Raw genomic sequence first — 18,047 nt, 5'->3', positions numbered from 1 at the left:
GGGCCTACGGCTACCGGGATCAGGACTATTTCTTCCTCAAGATCCGCGCTGCCTTCCCCGGTATTCCACGATGAACCAAAAAAAAGAGGCCCCGGTCCAACGACGACCGGGGCAAGTGGTGACGCCACGTCACCACGGGGGGAGCTCCGCAGGAGCCAATCAGGTACCGAAGTCGTAGCCCAGTTCCATCCACACGGCCCGACCCAGCGCGTTGTAATCTCCGGTGTCGTAATACGGCCAACCGCCGTTGGTCACATCCACAGGCGGACGCTTATTGGCGATGTTGTTGACGATCAGCGAAATGCGAGCCTTCGGATTGACCTGGTAATGCACGCTGGCGTTGTAGAGGATCCACGGACCGATGTTCTTGGCGGTACCGGCCTGGTTCCAGGTGTGGCCATCGCGGATCCCATAGACGGTGGTGCTCCACTTGCCGATGGCCCAGGTGACGTTACCAGTGACGCGCGACTTGAACTCGTCGGAATTGGCACAGCACAGCAGGTTATAGGTCGGATCGCCTTCCTTCTCTCGATAGGTGTGCTTGAGCGCGTCGTAGTAGTTGCCGCTGAACACAAACTGGCCGTAACGGCCGGCGTTGAGGCGGTAGGTCAGCTCCGACTGGATGCCGGTCTGGTACTCGGATGACACATTGATCGGGTAGGTCGAGACCGATTGGATGCCACCGGGGTTGACCGGGTCACTGTCGGGCAGACGTGTCACCTCACCCAGCACTTCCTGACAGGTGGGCGAGTTGATGTCATAGGCGGTCTGGCCATTTTCCGAGGTACCCAGTCGGCAATTGGCTTCCAGCTGCAGGATCTCGTTGTTACCCAGCGTGGCCACTTCGTTGGAGATGTGGATGGCATTGTAGTCCACCGACCAGCTCAGGCTATTGTCCGAGGTCGACCACACAAAGCCGTAGGTAAACGACTTGGCAGTAATTGGCTTCAGCCTCAGGTTGCCACTGCTGATGCCCAGGATGCCGGTACCCGCCTGCGGACAGCTATCGAAATTCTCCGAGGTATAACCGGCGGCGCGACACTTGTAGTAGTCGGTGGAGGTCGAATAGCCACTGGAACGGTTGGAGAACAGGTAGAACATGTCCGGCGCGCGGAACGCCGTGGCGTAGCTGCCACGCAGCAGCAGTGTATCGATCGGGCGGTATTCCAGGCCGATCTTGTAGGTACTCTTGGCCGTGCTGTGCCCGCCGTAGCTGTACTTGTCGTAACGCCCGGACAGATCGGCCATCAGTGTGCTGAAGATCGGCACCTGCATCTCCATGCCAGCCGCGTACTGCTTGCGCGATCCGCTGGCCACAGTACTACCCCCCTGGCCGCGGAAGAAGCCGGTGTCGGCCAGCGCGCTGGTCGAGCGGTTGGACATGTGCTCATTGCCAGCCTGCAAAATAGCAGCGAAACCGACCGAACCGGCCGGCAGCTCGAACAGATCCGTGGTGTTGGCGGTGATGGTTTCGTTCTGCGTCCAGGAAACAGACGCGGCACGATTCAAGGCCACGAACGAGTCGTAGATCTGAGGCGTGATCGGGGTGTACAGACGATCCAGGTTGGGCGCGTAGATGGGATAGCCGTTGGCGTCGGTACCCAGCTGTGGTCCGAGGTAATACTGATCCACGCCGTTGTTGGCCACCTGGTCGTGCGTCTTGCGGATCACCTTGCTGGAGGAGCGGTTGTAATAGGCGTCGTAGCTCCAGTCCGATTCGCCGATCTGACCCTTCACGCCGGCACTGAAGTTGTACGAATGGGTGAAGACGTGCTGCTGGGTGGCGTCGGCACCCACTTCTTCAGGTGACCAGATGCGCTGCCACAGTTCGTACTGCCCGGTGTTCTGGTTCAAAAACGTGTTGTTCCAGAACGGGCTGCCGCCGGCATAGGTGGGATCGGAGTAGCTGTAGAGGATGGTCGAGTACAGCTGGGTGTGATCGTTAATGTGGTACTTCAGGAACAGTGAGCCGTTGGCATCCTTGCTCTCGTTGGAGAGCGAAGCCAGACCGGCGTTCTTGGTGGAGCCGCAGTAGTAGCCCAACCCGGGACGATAACTGTAATGCACGCTGCCGAAGTACTCGTTGGACAGCGGCTGGCACGCACTGGCACCGGGATCGATGTAGTGCGGGCTGCCGTTGGCGTCGTAATACATGCGCAGGTAAACACGCGACGGCACACCGCCGTTGCCGGTGGGATCATCATCGTAGGAGTCGATGTAGCTGCGCTGGTAGGCCCAAATCGGTGACTGGTGCGAGACCTGGATGCCACCAGAGATATCCAGCTTGCCGATGCTGGTACCGCTGGAGAACTGGAAGCGCTGGTTGTCGCCGCCGCCATCGCTGTAGCTGCCAAGGCGCAGGCCCATGTGCGTGCCTTCGATATGGTCCTTGAGCACGATGTTGACCACGCCGGCGATGGCCGCCGAACCATAGATCGACGACTGGCCACCGGTGAGAATATCGATGTGATCGATCAGGCCCACCGGGATGTTGGCGATGTCGGTGATATTGCTTGAGCCGTTGTAGGCCAGCGGGTAGCTGGCCATTGGCTTGCCGTCCAGCAGCGTGAGCGTGAAGCTGGGGCTGAGGCCGAACAGGCTGACTGTCTCGGCACCCGGCGTAAAGCCACCGGTGAACTGCGGATCCTGCACCGAACCGTTGGCAATCGGCTGCGCACGCAGGGCCGAAAACACATCACCAAAACCCTGCTTCTCGATGTCGTTGGCGGTGATGGTAGTGGTGGGTGATGGCCCCTCGATTTCCGCACGCGGAATCAGCGACCCGGTGACCTGCACCGCTTTCATTTTCTGTGGCTGGCTGGACGACTGATCGTCCGATGACTTTTTGCGCTTGTTGCCGGACGTGGTGGTGTCCGAGCTCTGTGAACTGCTGTCGTCCTGCGTCGATTGCATCGACGCCGAACCCGTGTGGGCGGCCCACGCCGCCGAGGCCGGAGCCGCTAGACACGCGGCGATGGCCAGACAAAGCAAACGAGACTTCATGTTGTCCCCTCCCAAGGTAATCCCAAGTCCGGTCGGCCAAGCCGCCGGAAAACCATTGCCGTGCCTGGGACGCACGTAACGCCGCCGATCCCTGGTCGACAGCGTCCTCCCCTTCCCCAATTCCGGTCCCTGGGACCGCCGATCTCCGCCGGCGGATGGGTGCGGCACCTTAAGTCGATGCCGCACCGTGTCCTGTGTTGCTTGTCAGTGCGTGGCCGGGTGCCCCAGCCATTCGATCTCGGCCAACTTCACTGGTGTGTGGCCAGCCGGCACCCAGCGGTAGTCGGTGTAGCGTCCCGGGTGTGCCACGGTGTAGGCGCGGGTCTGCTGGCGCCAGTCGAACGCTTGGCCCTGGCGCTGGTCCAGCGTGGTCCAGTGCTTGCCGTCACTGGAGCCCTGCAGGCGCCAGCGCGCGGCATCGCCTCCCTTGATCGAGGCCGAGGTCAGCGTGTACATAGCCACGCGCTGCGGCGCGGCGAAGTGCACGCTGACCGACGCGCCCGCGGCGATGGTTGCGGCGGTATCGGAGTTGTTGTCCGCCACCGCGGTATCGGCCTTGCCCGCCACACGGGTGGTGCCGTGGACGGCATCGGCCAGATCGACCATCGGGTCCGGCTTGGCGTGGCCCTTGGTGATTGACGGCGGCGTCACCCCGGCGCCCCACTTCGAGGGGTTCGGCCCCATCTTGAACACCAGTTTGGCACCGGCGATCAGGTCGGCATGGCTGATCCATGGCGAGTTGTACGGCTTGCCGTTGAGCGTGACGCTCTGGATGTAGCGATTGGTGTTGCTGACGCCCGGCGCACGGATATCGATGCGATGGCCGTTCTCCAGATGGATGACCATGTGCGGGTAGTACGGTGCGCCGATGGCGTACTCGGCGGTACCCACGCGCAGCGGATAGAAGCCGGCGGCACTGAACACGTACCAGGCCGACATCTCGCCGTTGTCCTCATCGCCCGGATAGCCCTGGCCGTTGGCGTTGCCGGTGTAAAGGCGCGTCAGCACATCACGCACCTTGTCCTGGGTTTTCCAGGGCTGACCGGCCACGTCGTACATGTAGATGATGTGATGCGAGGGCTGGTTGCTGTGCTGGTACTGGCCCATGCGCACCTGGCGGGCCTCGCGCATCTCGTGGATGACGCCGTGATAGTGGCCGGTGTGATACATGTTCGGCGCGTTGAACAGCTTGTCCAGGTGCGCTGCCAGCGCCTTGCGGCCGCCGTAGAGATTGGCCAGGCCCTGGCCATCCTGCACCGCATCGACCGACATCACCCAGGCATTGGTCTCGGTGTAGTCACCGCCCCAGGCATAGGGGTCGAACGTCTTGGGCGTGGCGCGCCAGTCGCCATCGCTCTTGCGGCCCATGAAGAAGCGCACCTTGGGGTCGAACAGGTTGACGTAGTCCAGCGCGCGGTTGCGGAAATACTCGGCATCATCGGCGTAGTGATTGGCGTAGGCATCGCCCTTGGGCGGGTGCTTGGCCAGTGTGGCGGCCAGCTGCGCAATGCCGAAATCGTTCAGATAGCCGGCCATCGACCAGGACATGCCCTCGTTGGTGGCCGTGCTGGTGTAGCCGCGGAAGATCGAATGTTCGGTGTCCTTGCGGCCGGCGCCCGGAATCGGGCTGACCACGGTGGCATCCTTCAATGCTGCCTGATAGAAACTCTTGACGTCGAAGTTATGCACACCCTTCACCCAGGCATCGGTGAAGGCGACATCGGCGCTGGTGCCGACCATCAGGTCGGCATAACCGGGCGACGACCAGCGCGCGATCCAGCCTCCGTCGCGGTATTGCTGCACGAAGCCGTCGATCATCTGGCCGTCTTCATGCGGCGTCAGCAGCGCATACAGCGGCCATGCGGTGCGGTAGGTATCCCAGAAGCCGTTGTTGACATAGGGCTTGCCGGCCAGCACGCGGGCGCCGGTGTGGGTCGGCGTGTCGGTGCCGGTGGCCTTGGAGAACGGGCTGGCGTAGCGCATCTGCGGGTGCGCCTTGCTGCCGACGTTTTCAAACGCCTGATTGGGGTACAGGAACACGCGATACATGTTGCTGTAGAGCGTTTCCTTGTCGCGGGCACCGGCGCCAGGAATGGTGACGTGCTCGAAGCGCTTGTTCCACGCCGCGCGGGCACGCGACTCGATGCTGGCGAAGGTGTCGCCCGGTGCCATTTCCAGCGCCATGTTGTGCTTGGCCTGGGCCACGCTGATCAGCGAGGTGGCGATGCGCACGTTCACCTTGCCGGCATCGAAGGCGTACCAGCCGGAGACATCCTTGCGCTTGCTGTCCTCATAGCGACCATGCGCGCTCACCGGCTTGTCGAAGGTGGCGTAGAAGAACAAGCGTGTGGCGCCGGTGGAGAGGCCGCTCTTGACGTCCGAATAGCCGCTGATGCTGCGATGGGTCGGATCGAGCGTCAGGCCGCCTTTGTCATTCTTGTTGTCGAAGATGAGCTGGCCGTGCCCCTTGGGGAAGGTGAAGCTCATCATCGCGGCGTGGTCGGTGGGCGTCATCGCCGCATCGATGCCGTCGTCAAAACGCACTTTGTAGACGAATGGCTTGGCGGTTTCATGCGCATGCGTAAACGCCAGCGCACGCGACTTGCGCGAAAGCGGCGGCGTGCCATCGACCTGGGCCGGCATGATCTGGAAGGTCTGGCGATCGCCCATCCACGGGCTGGGTTCGTGGCTCAGCGCAAAGGCCTGGATGCGCGGATGGTTCTGCGCATCGTTGCTCTGCTGGTACTGATAAATCCAGTCCGAGCCTGCCTGCGTGGTCGGCGTCCAGAAATTGAAGCCATGCGGCACGGCCACGGCGGGGAAATTATTGCCGCGCGAGAAGTTGTAGTTGGCGTTGGTGCCGCGACGCGTATCGACAAAATCGGCCGGCGTCGTCGCCGTTACCTTGGGCGCAGGGCCAATCCGCACGCTGTCCAGATATCCATGGAACGTCGGCGCATCGGCCTTGGCCTGGCTGACCAGCTCCACCGATTTGATCTGCTTGCCGGCAAAGTCGTCCAGCTTCACCACCAGACGATTCCACTGGTTGGGATAAAGCGTGCGGTTGTCGCGATCGGCCTGGGCCGAATACGGCAGATCGCGTTGCTCGACCGTGCCCTGGCCGATCAAGTGGCTGCCATCGGCAAAGCTGATATCCACGGCCACCGCCTCGGCCGGCTGCGGAAAGGCCTTGGCGATGAACACCGGATAGACCTGGAAGCTCAGCTGATCGCCCTTGCGCACCACTTGTGCTGCCATCGGCAATGGGCAGCGGAAGGTGCCGGCCGCGTTGGCATCATGGCGATACTCCAGCACATGCGTGCCGTGCCAGCCGACCTGGGCCTCGGCCGTCAGCAGCTCGGACTTGTCCGGACCGCTGGTAACGCTGGCGCTCCAGCCCTGCGTGTGACACTGCGTGGAGACACCGGGAGCGGTTTCAAACGACAAAGGCTTTGTAACGTTACCTTCGCGACCGGCGTAGGCCTGGCCAATGCTGAAGGCCATGACGGTCAGCGCACCAAGCGCGCCTACCCCCATGCTGACCGGACGCCAGCTGGGTCCGTTCGTTGTCGGCTGCTTGCGGTTCGAATACTTCACTTGTGGCTCCCCGTTTGGCGTATCTGGATCGGTCGTGCGAGTTCACCCTGACGCCGATCATCGTTGTCATTAGATCGATATAACTCCCCTGTCACCCCTTCGTCAATATGCCGTCAAGCAGGGTGCCGTGGTATGCCGAACCATCATTTATTGGGGGAAGGCTCACGCCAGTAGGCGCGATGCCCATCACGCCAGCGCCAGTCGACAAACGGCATGCCCTTCGCAGGCGCGCGCCAGGCGACAGCACCGTGGCGCGCGGTGTTTATCAGCGGCAATCCCAGCTCGGCGTAACGCTGGACCACCACGGCAGCCGGGTGCCCATAGGGGTTTTCCCAGCCCGCCGAGGCCACCGACAGTTGTGGTGAGAGCGCGCGCAGAAAGAGCGCGCTGGATGAGGTCTTGCTGCCGTGATGCGGAACCACCAACAGACCGGGGCGTGTCGGGTCGATAGCGCCAAGCAGTTGGGCCTCGCTGTGCCGGGAGATGTCGCCCGTCAACCAGGCCTGACCGCTTGCGCCGAGTACTCGCAACACGCAGGAGCGATCGTTGTCATGCCTGGGATGCGCATGGGCGAGCGGCCACAATACGGTGAACTGTACCTTGTCCCATTGCCAGCGCTGACCGGCATGGCAGGACTTCGCCGGCAGTGGCAGACGGCCAGGCTCCCCAGCAACAATTGGCGCATGCGGATAGGCTCGATGCACGGCCGGCGCGCCGCCGGCGTGGTCGTTGTCACCGTGACTGATGATGATGCGATCCAGCCGCTGCACGCCCATCGCGTGCAGCGCCGGCACCACCACACGCTCGCCCAGACTGTAGCCGGAGGGAAAGCGCGCACCGGTGTCGTAAACCAACGCGTGATGGCGAGTGCGTACCAGCACCGACAGCCCCTGCCCCACATCCAGCACCACCACCTGAAAGCCGCCGGCCGCGGGCCTTGCCACATGGGGGAAAAGCAAGGGGGCGAACAGGCACAACCCCAGCCAGCGCACGGGTGCGCCGCGCGGCATCAGTAGCCAGGCAGCCCCTATCAGCGCCAGCGGCAACGCCCACCATGGCGGCGATGGCAGATACACCTGGGCCAGCGGCTGTGCGGCCAACAAGCCAAGCCATTGCCAGAGTATCCCCATCAATGTCGCCGCAGCCTTCCATGCCAGCGCCGCCAGCGTTGGCGAGAAAGGCAACGCCAGCACTCCCAGCAGCGTCAGGGGAACCACCGCAAGGCTCACCCACGGCACCGCGATCACGTTGGCCACGGGTCCTACCAGCGATGCCTGACCGAAAAAAATTATCGACAGTGGCAACAATGCCAGCGTCATGACCCATTGCGCGCGGCCCAGCGATAGCAGCCAGGCCTTCCAGCCGCGCTCGGTACCGGCCAGACACCAAAGCAGGAAGGCCACACCCGCAAATGAGAGCCAGAAGCCGGCCGACAGCACGCTCAGCGGATCGAAGGCCAGCACCGATAGCAATGCCAGCGACAACGCCTGCGGTGCGCTGATGCGCCTGCGCGCGGTCGTCGCCAGCACCGCCACAGTGATCATGATCAGCGCGCGTTGCGTAGGCAGGCCCCAGCCAGCCAGCGCGGCGTAGAGCACAGCGCAAAAAAGTCCGGCCAGGCCTTCGGCGTTGCGTCGGGGCCAGCGCAACGCCAGCCGGGGCCATAGCCACCACAGCGCACGCATCGCCAGCGCGCCGGCCAGCGCCGCAATACCGATATGAAAGCCAGAAATGGCCAACAAGTGCGAAACGCCGGTGGCCTGGGCGCGCTGTCGCTGTGGCGTGTGCAAGCCACGTTTGTCGCCCACCGCCAGTGCCGCCAGCAAGCTGGCTGGTACCGCCTGCGACACCGATCGATGCAAGGCCGCGGCGATTCGGGACCGCAGTCCATCCATGCACAGCGGGTTTGCCAGCAGCCGGTGCGGGCCTTGCGGACGCACGTAACCAACCGCCACTTCACGGTGCTGCAAAGCGTAGCGCTCGCTGTCGAACACCCCCGGATCAGACAGGCCGCGCGGCCGCTTCAGCCTTACCCGAAACTGCCAGTGACTGCACGCGGTCACCGCCTGCGATGCGCGATACCAGGCGAGGTGCACCATGCCGCGCAGCGGTAGTGCCTTTCCATGAAACGACGCGCTCTGGATATGAAAGCGGAAGCTTTCCATGTCGCTGCGGTGACGCGGCAGCCCTTTCACCTGGCCGACGACGCTGATGTCTCGCCCTTCCAACGCGTAAGGCAAACGCGCCCGCATCGATGCCCTGCCCTGCGCGATGCCCCAGGCGGCCGCTAGCACAAACGCCACCAGCAACCACATGCATGGCCATCGTCGCGCCGCCAGCAATGCAGGTAACGCCGCAAGCCAACACCATCGAGGTGAAGGCAGTTGCGGGCACAGCATCACCAGTGCACAGCCGGCCATCACCGCGACAGCCACGGTATTGAGCGACAGCGCTCGCGCATTGGCTGTGTGCCACGCTTCCATGCCATGCACATCCATGCCGCCGCGTGACGGCTTCTTACGGGCGGCACTCCCTACCGCCCATGAACAAGTTCAAGGGCGCTTACCGCAAGTGTTCGTGAATGCGCCCGCCACTCAATTCCAGGGTGCGGTCCATGCGCTCGGCCAGCCCGACATCGTGCGTGACCAACACGAAGCTGGTACCTATCTCGCGATTGAGCTCCAGCATCAGCTCGTAGACCTGCGAGGCGTTTTTTTCGTCCAGGTTGCCGGTGGGCTCATCGCCCAGGATGCAGGCCGGCCGGGTGACCAGCGCGCGAGCCACCGCGCAGCGCTGGCGCTCGCCACCAGACATTTCGCCCGGCTTGTGGTCCAGGCGCTTCTCCAAGCCCACGCGCACCAGCAGTTCTCGCGCCCGTTCCCGAGCCTGTGCCAGATCGTCACCGCGGATCATCAGCGGCATGGCCACATTTTCCAGCGCGGTAAATTCGGGCAGCAAGTGGTGGAACTGATAGATGAAGCCCAGCGAGCGGTTGCGCAGCAGGCCGCGCTCGGCATCGGACAGGCTCGACATGGCGCGCCCTTCTACCTCCACCTCGCCACCGGTGAGCGTGTCCAACCCTCCGACGATATGCAGCAGCGTGCTCTTGCCGGCACCCGAGGCGCCGATGATGGAAAGTGTCTCGCCGCGGCGCACTTCGAAGCTGACATGGCTCAGCACCTGCGTGCGCAGACGCCCATCCTTGTATTCCTTGGCCACATGGCGTGCCGCCAGCACCACCGGCGCGTCGCTGGCATGTCGGGTCATGGTCTCACTCATAGCGCAGGGCCTCCGCCGGTTGCGTGCGCGAGGCGCGCCAGGCCGGGTAAATCGTCGCCAGCAGGCAGAACACAAAGGCCAGGCCGGAAATCCAGCCCACATCGCTCCAGTTGAGCTGGCTGGGCACATTGGAGATGTAGTACACGTCCGGCGACAGGAACTGCACGTGGAACACGTTCTGAATCCAGTCGACGATGGCCGGCAGGTTGATCGCCAGCAGCACACCGAACAACACCCCGAAGCCCAGGCCGATCAGGCCCACCGCCATGCCCTGCACCATGAACACGCCCATGATGGTGCGTGGCGTGGCGCCAAGGGTCCGCAGAATGGCGATGTCGGCCTGCTTGTCGGTGACCAGCATCACCAGCGTCGACACCAGGTTGAAGGCGGCCACCGCAACAATCAGCGAGAGGATCAGGAACATCACCTTCTTCTCCATCTCGATGGCCTTGAAGAAGTTGGCGTTGCTCTGCATCCAGGTCCGCACCTGGTATTGCTGGCCCAGTCGATCGGCCAGGTGCTGCGCTACCGGATAGGCATCGAACATGTCATCCAGGCGCAAGCGTATGCCGGTGGGACCGTGCACGCCGAAGATGCGCTCGGCATCGTGCATGTTGATCAGCGCCATGCCCGAGTCGTATTCGGACATGCCCAGGGCAAAGATGCCGGTGACGGTGAACCGGCGCAGCACGGGCACGCCGCCAATGGGCGTGGCGCGGAATTTGGGCGCGTAGAGCGTCACCTTGTCACCGATGGTCACGCCCAGCTGCATGGCCAGCTCGTCACCCAGAGCGATGTGCCAGGAGCCATCGGTCAGGGAGTCGAAGGAACCGGCCTTCATGTGCGTGTTGAAGTCCGACACGTGCGGTTCGAGCTTGGGCATGATGCCGCGCACGATGGCACCGCTGGACTGGCGCCCGACCAGGAAGGCCTGGTTTTCCACATAGGGCGCCGCGCCCTTGACGTGCTTCTCGCTCTTGGCGATATCCAGCGCATGCGGCCAGTCCTGCACGCTCTGTCCGATGCCCGACACGGTGGCATGCGAAATGGCGCCCAGGATGCGCGTGCGCAATTCTCCATCGAAGCCGTTCATCACCGAAATGACCGTGATCAGCGCGGTCACGCCGACGATGATGCCCAGCATCGACACCAGCGAAATGAACGATATGAAGTGATTGCGACGTTTGGCGCGCGTGTAGCGCAGGCCGATGAACAGCGATAGCGGTCGGAACATGGACTAGTCTAAAAGTGGGGGCGCGGAACGCGATGGGCGTTGGACCGCAGCAAGCGTTGAGAGTGCCGTATGCATGCCGTGCCGGCAAGGGAGCGGCCGGCTTAAACGATGTCAGTCGTCGCTGACAGGCGCATGCGTAGATGCCGGTAGGTGGTTTGCTCCAGATTGTCGCTGCAAAGTACCAGCGGCACACGCCTGGCCCCGCGAAAGCGCAACACCAGAAAGCCTGCCTGTTGCGCCTTGCCTTCGAGCACGACAGGCCTTTCCTGGCCACCCGCCGCTTGCAGGTGCCACTGTCCGGCGCTGTCCCAACGCAGACGGCAGCCAGCCAGGCGATGCTCGCGCTGCCGATAGCGCCACAGCCCGATCACCACCATCACAACCAACAGGCCTTGGCTCCACCAGGGCATCGCGGCGGCCATGACCCCGATGATGGCCAGCACGGCCAGCGTCACCAGCAGCGTGCGCAAGCGACGCGAAGGCCGGTATTCAAAGGCGATGGTGGGTACGGATTTCATCAATGATGGCCGCCCAGTCCTCGCGCGGAATCGCAACGTGGCCCAGCGTCCAGTCCCACAGGTCCGGATCCTGCTGCTCGAGCAACTCGGCGAATGCCTGGCGCTGCGTGTCGTCGGCCTGCGGCGCGCGCTCGGTCAGCCACCAACCGTACAGCGTGTCCAGCTCCTTGGTGCCGCGCCGGCACAGCCACTTCAGTCGGCCATCGGAAACCTTGCTCACGTTATGTGTTGATCCTTGTGGCGATGGCACGCGATGGTGCCACAAAACGCATGAAGCCGATGGCGGATGCTCCGGCCATCGGCTTCATCACAGCACCTGTTCACGCACGCAACCGTTTGGTGCGCAGCGCACGCGATCAGGCGCGACGTTCGATCATCAGCTTCTTGATCTCGGCAATCGCCTTGGCCGGATTCAGGCCCTTCGGGCAGGTCCGCGCACAGTTCATGATGGTGTGGCAGCGGTACAGGCGGAACGGATCTTCCAGATCGTCCAGGCGCGCACCGGTGTCCTCGTCACGGCTGTCGGCAATCCAGCGATAGGCCTGCAACAGCACGGCCGGGCCAAGATAGCGCTCGCCGTTCCACCAGTAGCTGGGGCAGCTGGTCGAGCAGCAGGCACACAGGATGCACTCGTACAGGCCGTCGATCTTCTTGCGATCCTCCGGCGACTGCAGGCGCTCCTTGTCGGCCGGCACCGGGCTCTGCGTGCGCAGCCAGGGCTTGACCGAAGCGAACTGCGCATAGAAGTGCGTCAGGTCAGGCACCAGATCCTTCACCACCGGCATGTGCGGCAGCGGGTAGATGGTGACAGTGTCCTTGCAGTCGCTGATGGCCTTGGTGCACGCCAGCGTGTTGGTGCCATCGATGTTCATGGCGCAGCTGCCGCAGATGCCTTCACGGCACGAGCGGCGCAGGGTCAGGCTGGAGTCGATCTCGTTCTTGATCTTCAGCAGCGCATCCAGAACCATCGGGCCGCAGCTGGCCAGGTCCACCTCGAAGGTGTCCTGGCGCGGGTTCTGGCCATCGTCCGGCGTCCAGCGGTAGATCTTGAAGGTACGCGGCTTCTTCGCGTTCTTGGCCGGATAGTGCTTGCCAGTCTGGATCTTGGAATTCTTGGGTAGGCTGAATTCTGCCACGGTACTTCTCTCCAGTCCGTATCAGTAGACGCGCTTTTTCGGCGGCACGACGTCGACGTCGTCCGTCAGCGTATGCATGTGCACCGGGCGGAAATCGAAGCTGGGCTTGCCGGCTTCGTCCACCGCCACCAGCGTGTGCTTCATCCATTCGCCATCGTTGCGGTCGGGGAAGTCCTCGTGCGCATGCGCGCCGCGCGACTCGTGACGCTGTTCGGCCGAATGCATGGTCGCCACGGCCTGGTCGAGCAGGTTGGACAGCTCCAGCGTTTCGACCAGGTCCGAGTTCCAGACCATGGAGCGGTCGCTCACCTTCACATCGGCAAAAGAGGCGCGGATGTCGGAGATCTTGCCGCAGCCTTCCTTCAGCGATTCGGAAGTGCGATACACCGCCGCATCGGTCTGCATGGTCTTTTGCATGTTCTGGCGGATCTGCGCGGTAGCGGTGTCGCCATCGGCATGACGCAGGCCGTCGAAACGCGACAGCGCCTTGTCCAGCGCGCTGGACGGCAGATCCTTGTGCGAAGCGCCCGGCTTGATGATCTCGGCGCAGCGATGGGCCACCGCGCGACCGAACACCACCAGATCCAGCAGCGAGTTCGAGCCCAGGCGGTTGGCACCGTGCACCGATACGCAGGCCGCCTCGCCGATGGCGAACAGGCCCGGCACCACCGCATCGGGGTTGCCGTCTTTGAGCTGGACCACTTCGCCGTGATAGTTGGTCGGAATACCGCCCATGTTGTAGTGCACGGTCGGCAGCACCGGAATCGGCTCCTTGGTCACGTCCACGCCAGCGAAGATGCGCGCCGACTCGGCGATACCCGGCAGGCGCTCGTGGATCACTTCGCCGCCCAGGTGCATCAGGTTCAGGTGGATGTGATCGGCATTCTCGCCCACGCCGCGACCCTCGCGGATTTCGATGGTCATGGCGCGGCTGACCACGTCACGCGAGGCCAGGTCCTTGGCGCTGGGCGCGTAGCGCTCCATGAAGCGCTCGCCCTTGGAGTTGGTCAGGTAACCACCCTCGCCACGCACGCCCTCGGTAATCAGGCAGCCGGCGCCGTAGATGCCGGTCGGGTGGAACTGCACAAATTCCATGTCCTGCAGCGACAGGCCCGAACGCAGCACCATGCCGCCGCCGTCACCGGTGCAGGTGTGCGCCGAGGTGCACGAGAAGAACGCGCGGCCATAGCCGCCCGTGGCCAGCACCACGGCCTGGCCGCGGAACACGTGCAACGTGCCCTCGTTTAGATCCAGCGCCATCACGCCGCGGCACACGCCCTCCTCATCGAAGATGAGGTCGGTGGCGAAGTACTCGATGAAAAAGCGCGCATCGTGCGCCAGCGCCTGCTGGTACAGCGTGTGCAGGATGGCGTGGCCGGTACGGTCGGCCGCGGCGCAGGTGCGCTGCGCGGTGCCCTTGCCGTAATGGGTGGTCATGCCACCGAACGGGCGCTGGTAGATCTTGCCTTCCTCGGTACGCGAGAACGGCACGCCGTAGTGCTCAAGCTCGATAATGGCCTGCGGTGCCTCGCGGCACATGTACTCGATGGCGTCCTGGTCGCCCAGCCAGTCCGAGCCCTTGATGGTGTCGTAGAAGTGGAAGCGCCAGTCGTCCTCGCCCATGTTGCCCAGCGCGGCGGCAATGCCGCCCTGCGCGGCCACGGTGTGCGAACGGGTCGGAAACACCTTGGTGATGCAGGCGGCCGACAGGCCCTTCTCGGCCAGGCCGAAGGTGGCGCGCAGGCCCGCGCCGCCGGCGCCGACCACGATCACGTCATATTTGTGTTGCTGAATCTTGTAGCTTTCCATATCTCGTCCTCAGCCCCCCAGAGCCACACGCAGAACCGCCAGGGCGCAAGCGAGCGCGAACAGGACGGCGAGGAAGCGGATCAGCACCAGCGTGACTACTTCCAGCCAGCGCGTGTGCACGTAATCCTCGATCACCACCTGCAGGCCCAGCACGGCGTGCCAGAACATGGTGGTGGTGAAGGCGATCATCAGGACCGCGTTCCACGGCTTGACCAGCATGGCGTGGGCTGTGGCGAAATCGGCATGCAGCAGCGTCAGCAGCATGCTCACAAACCAGATGGCCAGCACGATGAGCGCCGCCGCGGTGACGCGTTGCGTCCACCAGTGCGCCACGCCTTCCTTGGCCGAGCCAAGACCGCGCACGCGCTTGAGCGGATGACGAAGATTCTCGCTCATGCCGCACCTCCAGAGAACACGATGGCCCAGATGATCACGGTCAGGACCACGCTGAAGACGATGGCCAGCCAGCTGGAACGCTTGAAGTCGGCAATGGCATAACCCTTGCCGGCGTCCTGGATCAGGTGGCGGATGCCGTTGCACAGATGAAAGGACAGCGCCCAGGTCCAGCCGATCAGCACGATGGTGCCGATGATGCTGCCGGCGCAGGCCTTGAAGGTGGCCCAGCTGTCAGCGCCGCCGGCCAGCGCCAGCAGCCCCCACAGCACCACCAGGGTGCCTACGGCCAGGGCGATGCCCGTGGCGCGATGCAGGATGGAAGTGGTCATCTGCACACCCCAGCGATAAATGCCCAGGTGTGGAGAGAGAGGTCGCCCGGTCTGTGCCATCGTGGCTATCCTTCTTTGGAATCGCTAAACGTCCCGCGCCGCGCGAGACATCCCCTTGCGCCGGCTGCTACTCAGAAATCGATGCAACGACCGTCCTTTTCCCAGTCGCCATAGCGTGTGGGGTCGGGACGTTCTTCGGTGCGCTCGTCCGCATCAGGTTGGGGCCGCTTGGGCGCATCCTGGGCGGGTTTCGAGTCGTGTTCGGATTGGGGGACGTTGTTCGGCATGGGTACTTGAAAAAGCGCGCAGAAGCGTAATACCTGCTGCAAGGTGGCACAACCTTGACAAACGCCGGGGTCAACACCACCTCAGCCGTCAATTATGCCGCATTTGCATGCCTGCATGCGAGCCGGCCGGCACCCGGCCAAATGCCCTTCCCTGTTTTCACACCGCAAAGAATTTCATGTCCCAGACCCGCTACGCCGCTACTCGCACCCAGGTGCTTATGCTCGAAGGCGAAGATGCCCTGACATTCGCGCATGGCCAATTCACCTCCGACGTGCAGGCACTCACGCCGGGGCATTGGCAGTGGAGTGGCTGGCTGGATGTGCGCGGCCAGGTGCTGGCCTTCTTCATGCTGGCACGACTGGACGATGACCGGCTGGTGTTGGTCCTGCGTGGCGGCGATGCCATGGCGCTGGCCAAACGCCTTCTGATGTATCGCCTTCGCACACGCGTGCGCGTGCATCTACTGGAAGAAGGCACACTGACCGACGCGCCCGCCCTGCCTGCCTTCATCGCGCAGGGTTCACCCCAGGCGCTGACGCTTGGGCGCGGTGACTTTGCCATTGCCTGGACCGAAGGCGGCACCGAGGGCGGCACACAGTGGCAGCAGCGGGATTTGGCCGACGGTATCCCCTGGCTGCACGAGCATGCCCGCGAGTCACTGCTGGCGCCGGCGTTGTCGTTTGAGCGCCTGGGCGCGATCAGCTATCGCAAAGGCTGTTATCCGGGTCAGGAGGTCGCCGCGAGAATCCACTTCCGTGGCAAACACAAAAAGCACCTGACGCAGGTGCAGGGTGAAAGTGATATCAACGCCCTGCCCACACACTGGCAGCAGGATGGTCGTGACATCGGCCTGCTGCTTGGCGCCCTGCCCACGCCGGAAGGCTGGCAGGCGCTGGTCGTGATGCGCGATGAAACGGCTGAGGCGGCAGGTGACCAACCACTGCCCCTTGAGGCACCGGCGAGCGTGCGGATTACCCGGCGCTACGGCGATTGAGACGCCATCACAATGCTGGATCAGCCATGAATACATGGCTGTGTGTAAAGTCACAGGCACTTGATATTTTTAAGTTAAGCCACTAGATTCCGCGCAGCTTTGGACAACTGACCCTCGAGGCAGACTCTGTTTGGCGCGACGAACCGGAAGATCCGGATCGCCGCGAGCGAAGCACCGACAACGGCGCATCGTCAAAGAATACTGGGGTGCACTCTGCCCCAAAGTTACGTACGCAGCCCCCACATCACCCCTGGCTGCGTCAACAAACTGGCCGAACAACCGAACAACCGAGCACGTCGTTTTGAAAACGGCGTCACTCGCCCTGTGCCGTACCTTGGCACAGCGGTCAACGACTGGTGGGACGAACTGCACGTCCACCGCCCAGGCGCTCGTTCCTTCCCCTATACCGGGAACGCGCGTACAGCTTAGGAGGCAGCACACAATGAAACTCGCCTGGTTGCTCTGGATGGCTTCCATCCTGCCCAAGCCTTTGGCTGACCAGACGTGTCTGGCTACAACGATCTATCTGGAGGCGCGCAGCCAGCCGGTCCTCGGCCAGTTCGCCGTCGCCGAGGTCGCCCTGCGTCGCCGCGAACGCGGCACCTGGGGCAAGACGGTCTGCAACGTGGTCGAAGCGCCGCATCAGTTCGCCATCACGGCAACGCCCGGCAGCTATTCGATCAGTAACAAGAAGGCCTGGGAAAAGGCCTGGAAGATCGCCGGCGAATCGCTCGCCATCTGGCGCCTACCGGCCGACAAGCGCACCCTGGTGGTGCCGCGGGCCGATCACTTCGCGACCACGGACATTTCACCCAAGTGGTCGCACGGCACGCTGTTGCAGACGATTGGCGATCATGCGTTCTACGCGGTGAACTGACCACGCCCTGATCTGGTTATTGATTCTGCCATCTGGCAACAAAAAAGCCCCCGTTGGAAAACGGGGGCTTTTTTGCTCTGGCAGCCTGCGGCATTACTGCAGATAGACGTGACCGTCGCGGACCTGCACGTAATCGCCCCGGCGCACACGCGGATCATCGCGCTGGGTCACCGTCGCCGTGCGACCGTTGTCCATGCGCACCACCACCTGATAGGCAGGCACCTGGTTGCCACTGCGCTTGCCAATTTCATGGCCTGCCGCGCCACCGGCAACGGCACCTGCGACGGTAGCGGCCTGACGGCCATCGCCCTTGCCCACGGTATTGCCCAGTGCCGCGCCAGCCAGCGCACCGATCACCGTGCCCAGCGTGGATGAATCCTTCTGCACATAGACCTGGCGAACCGACTGCACGGTGCCGCAGTTGTTGCAGCGCGCCGGTGCACCACCACCGCCGTACTGCGTGCCATAACGGGTGCCGGTGTTGCCATAACCATTCGTGGCACAACCGGCGAGCGACAACATGACACCGGACACGATGGCAATGCACAGCAGCTGCCAGCGGGAATTGTTGTTGAACATCTGCATGG

The 18,047-nt window shown here is 63.3% G+C and carries 15 protein-coding genes; 2 read left to right on the top strand and 13 right to left on the bottom strand.

Features of this window, described 5'->3' with window-relative positions:
• Nucleotides 1-159: 159 nt before the first annotated feature.
• From HBF24_RS03005 to HBF24_RS02950, 12 genes are all read right to left on the bottom strand, one after another.
• Nucleotides 160-3,003 (bottom strand): TonB-dependent receptor, encoded by a 2,844-nt coding sequence (locus HBF24_RS03005; protein WP_167168635.1) that lies wholly within the window; start codon nucleotides 3,001-3,003, stop codon nucleotides 160-162.
• Nucleotides 3,004-3,207: 204 nt separating this feature from the next.
• On the bottom strand, nucleotides 3,208-6,600 hold the full coding sequence (locus tag HBF24_RS03000) for a GH92 family glycosyl hydrolase (RefSeq protein ID WP_343162700.1): 3,393 nt from the start codon (nucleotides 6,598-6,600) through the stop codon (nucleotides 3,208-3,210).
• Nucleotides 6,601-6,743: 143 nt separating this feature from the next.
• Nucleotides 6,744-9,083: a DNA internalization-related competence protein ComEC/Rec2 gene (locus HBF24_RS02995; protein ID WP_167168632.1), complete on the bottom strand. Its 2,340-nt coding sequence runs from the start codon at nucleotides 9,081-9,083 to the stop codon at nucleotides 6,744-6,746.
• Between the two features lie 79 nt (nucleotides 9,084-9,162).
• On the bottom strand, nucleotides 9,163-9,879 hold the full coding sequence (lolD, locus tag HBF24_RS02990; protein ID WP_240922071.1) for a lipoprotein-releasing ABC transporter ATP-binding protein LolD: 717 nt from the start codon (nucleotides 9,877-9,879) through the stop codon (nucleotides 9,163-9,165).
• Nucleotides 9,872-11,113, bottom strand: a complete 1,242-nt coding sequence (locus HBF24_RS02985) for a lipoprotein-releasing ABC transporter permease subunit (RefSeq protein WP_167168629.1) — start codon at nucleotides 11,111-11,113, stop codon at nucleotides 9,872-9,874. The genes lolD and HBF24_RS02985 overlap by 8 nt, the downstream gene beginning before the upstream one ends.
• A gap of 101 nt (nucleotides 11,114-11,214) precedes the next feature.
• Nucleotides 11,215-11,631 (bottom strand): protein YgfX, encoded by a 417-nt coding sequence (locus HBF24_RS02980; RefSeq protein WP_167168626.1) that lies wholly within the window; start codon nucleotides 11,629-11,631, stop codon nucleotides 11,215-11,217.
• Complete coding sequence (locus tag HBF24_RS02975; RefSeq protein ID WP_343162699.1) at nucleotides 11,603-11,851, bottom strand: succinate dehydrogenase assembly factor 2; 249 nt, start codon at nucleotides 11,849-11,851, stop codon at nucleotides 11,603-11,605. The genes HBF24_RS02980 and HBF24_RS02975 overlap by 29 nt, the downstream gene beginning before the upstream one ends.
• Before the next feature lie 136 nt (nucleotides 11,852-11,987).
• On the bottom strand, nucleotides 11,988-12,767 hold the full coding sequence (locus tag HBF24_RS02970; protein ID WP_167168624.1) for a succinate dehydrogenase iron-sulfur subunit: 780 nt from the start codon (nucleotides 12,765-12,767) through the stop codon (nucleotides 11,988-11,990).
• A gap of 21 nt (nucleotides 12,768-12,788) precedes the next feature.
• On the bottom strand, nucleotides 12,789-14,576 hold the full coding sequence (sdhA, locus tag HBF24_RS02965) for a succinate dehydrogenase flavoprotein subunit (protein ID WP_167168621.1): 1,788 nt from the start codon (nucleotides 14,574-14,576) through the stop codon (nucleotides 12,789-12,791).
• 9 nt (nucleotides 14,577-14,585) lie between these two features.
• Nucleotides 14,586-14,972 (bottom strand): succinate dehydrogenase, hydrophobic membrane anchor protein, encoded by a 387-nt coding sequence (gene sdhD / locus HBF24_RS02960; protein WP_167168618.1) that lies wholly within the window; start codon nucleotides 14,970-14,972, stop codon nucleotides 14,586-14,588.
• Nucleotides 14,969-15,361: a succinate dehydrogenase, cytochrome b556 subunit gene (sdhC, locus tag HBF24_RS02955; RefSeq protein WP_167168616.1), complete on the bottom strand. Its 393-nt coding sequence runs from the start codon at nucleotides 15,359-15,361 to the stop codon at nucleotides 14,969-14,971. Before sdhC ends, sdhD begins: the two co-directional genes overlap by 4 nt.
• Nucleotides 15,362-15,432: 71 nt before the next feature.
• On the bottom strand, nucleotides 15,433-15,630 hold the full coding sequence (locus HBF24_RS02950) for a DUF1674 domain-containing protein (RefSeq protein WP_240922068.1): 198 nt from the start codon (nucleotides 15,628-15,630) through the stop codon (nucleotides 15,433-15,435).
• 134 nt (nucleotides 15,631-15,764) lie between these two features.
• Between HBF24_RS02950 and HBF24_RS02945 the strand changes: the two genes are divergently transcribed.
• Nucleotides 15,765-16,583, top strand: a complete 819-nt coding sequence (locus tag HBF24_RS02945) for a folate-binding protein YgfZ (protein WP_167168613.1) — start codon at nucleotides 15,765-15,767, stop codon at nucleotides 16,581-16,583.
• A 442-nt stretch (nucleotides 16,584-17,025) separates the two neighbouring features.
• Nucleotides 17,026-17,460, top strand: a complete 435-nt coding sequence (locus tag HBF24_RS02940) for a cell wall hydrolase (RefSeq protein ID WP_167168610.1) — start codon at nucleotides 17,026-17,028, stop codon at nucleotides 17,458-17,460.
• A gap of 93 nt (nucleotides 17,461-17,553) precedes the next feature.
• Here HBF24_RS02940 and HBF24_RS02935 read toward each other — a convergent pair whose 3' ends face one another.
• Nucleotides 17,554-18,045 (bottom strand): glycine zipper 2TM domain-containing protein, encoded by a 492-nt coding sequence (locus HBF24_RS02935; RefSeq protein ID WP_343162698.1) that lies wholly within the window; start codon nucleotides 18,043-18,045, stop codon nucleotides 17,554-17,556.
• Nucleotides 18,046-18,047: the final 2 nt, after the last annotated feature.

The organism is Oleiagrimonas sp. C23AA (assembly GCF_011759385.1).
GTDB lineage: Bacteria > Pseudomonadota > Gammaproteobacteria > Xanthomonadales > Rhodanobacteraceae > Oleiagrimonas.
This window is presented reverse-complemented; position numbering and strand designations above follow the sequence as displayed.

What these genes read in the sequence shown, in the direction of transcription:
- HBF24_RS03005 (WP_167168635.1), bottom strand. Translation starts at nt 3,003, where the DNA reads ATGAAGTCTCGTTTGCTTTGTCTGGCCATCGCCGCGTGTCTAGCGGCT.
- HBF24_RS02995 (WP_167168632.1), bottom strand. Translation starts at nt 9,083, where the DNA reads ATGGAAGCGTGGCACACAGCCAATGCGCGAGCGCTGTCGCTCAATACC.
- lolD (WP_240922071.1), bottom strand. Translation starts at nt 9,879, where the DNA reads ATGAGTGAGACCATGACCCGACATGCCAGCGACGCGCCGGTGGTGCTG.
- HBF24_RS02985 (WP_167168629.1), bottom strand. Translation starts at nt 11,113, where the DNA reads ATGTTCCGACCGCTATCGCTGTTCATCGGCCTGCGCTACACGCGCGCC.
- HBF24_RS02980 (WP_167168626.1), bottom strand. Translation starts at nt 11,631, where the DNA reads ATGAAATCCGTACCCACCATCGCCTTTGAATACCGGCCTTCGCGTCGC.
- sdhA (WP_167168621.1), bottom strand. Translation starts at nt 14,576, where the DNA reads ATGGAAAGCTACAAGATTCAGCAACACAAATATGACGTGATCGTGGTC.
- sdhD (WP_167168618.1), bottom strand. Translation starts at nt 14,972, where the DNA reads ATGAGCGAGAATCTTCGTCATCCGCTCAAGCGCGTGCGCGGTCTTGGC.
- sdhC (WP_167168616.1), bottom strand. Translation starts at nt 15,361, where the DNA reads ATGGCACAGACCGGGCGACCTCTCTCTCCACACCTGGGCATTTATCGC.
- HBF24_RS02945 (WP_167168613.1), top strand. Translation starts at nt 15,765, where the DNA reads ATGTCCCAGACCCGCTACGCCGCTACTCGCACCCAGGTGCTTATGCTC.
- HBF24_RS02940 (WP_167168610.1), top strand. Translation starts at nt 17,026, where the DNA reads ATGAAACTCGCCTGGTTGCTCTGGATGGCTTCCATCCTGCCCAAGCCT.
- HBF24_RS02935 (WP_343162698.1), bottom strand. Translation starts at nt 18,045, where the DNA reads ATGCAGATGTTCAACAACAATTCCCGCTGGCAGCTGCTGTGCATTGCC.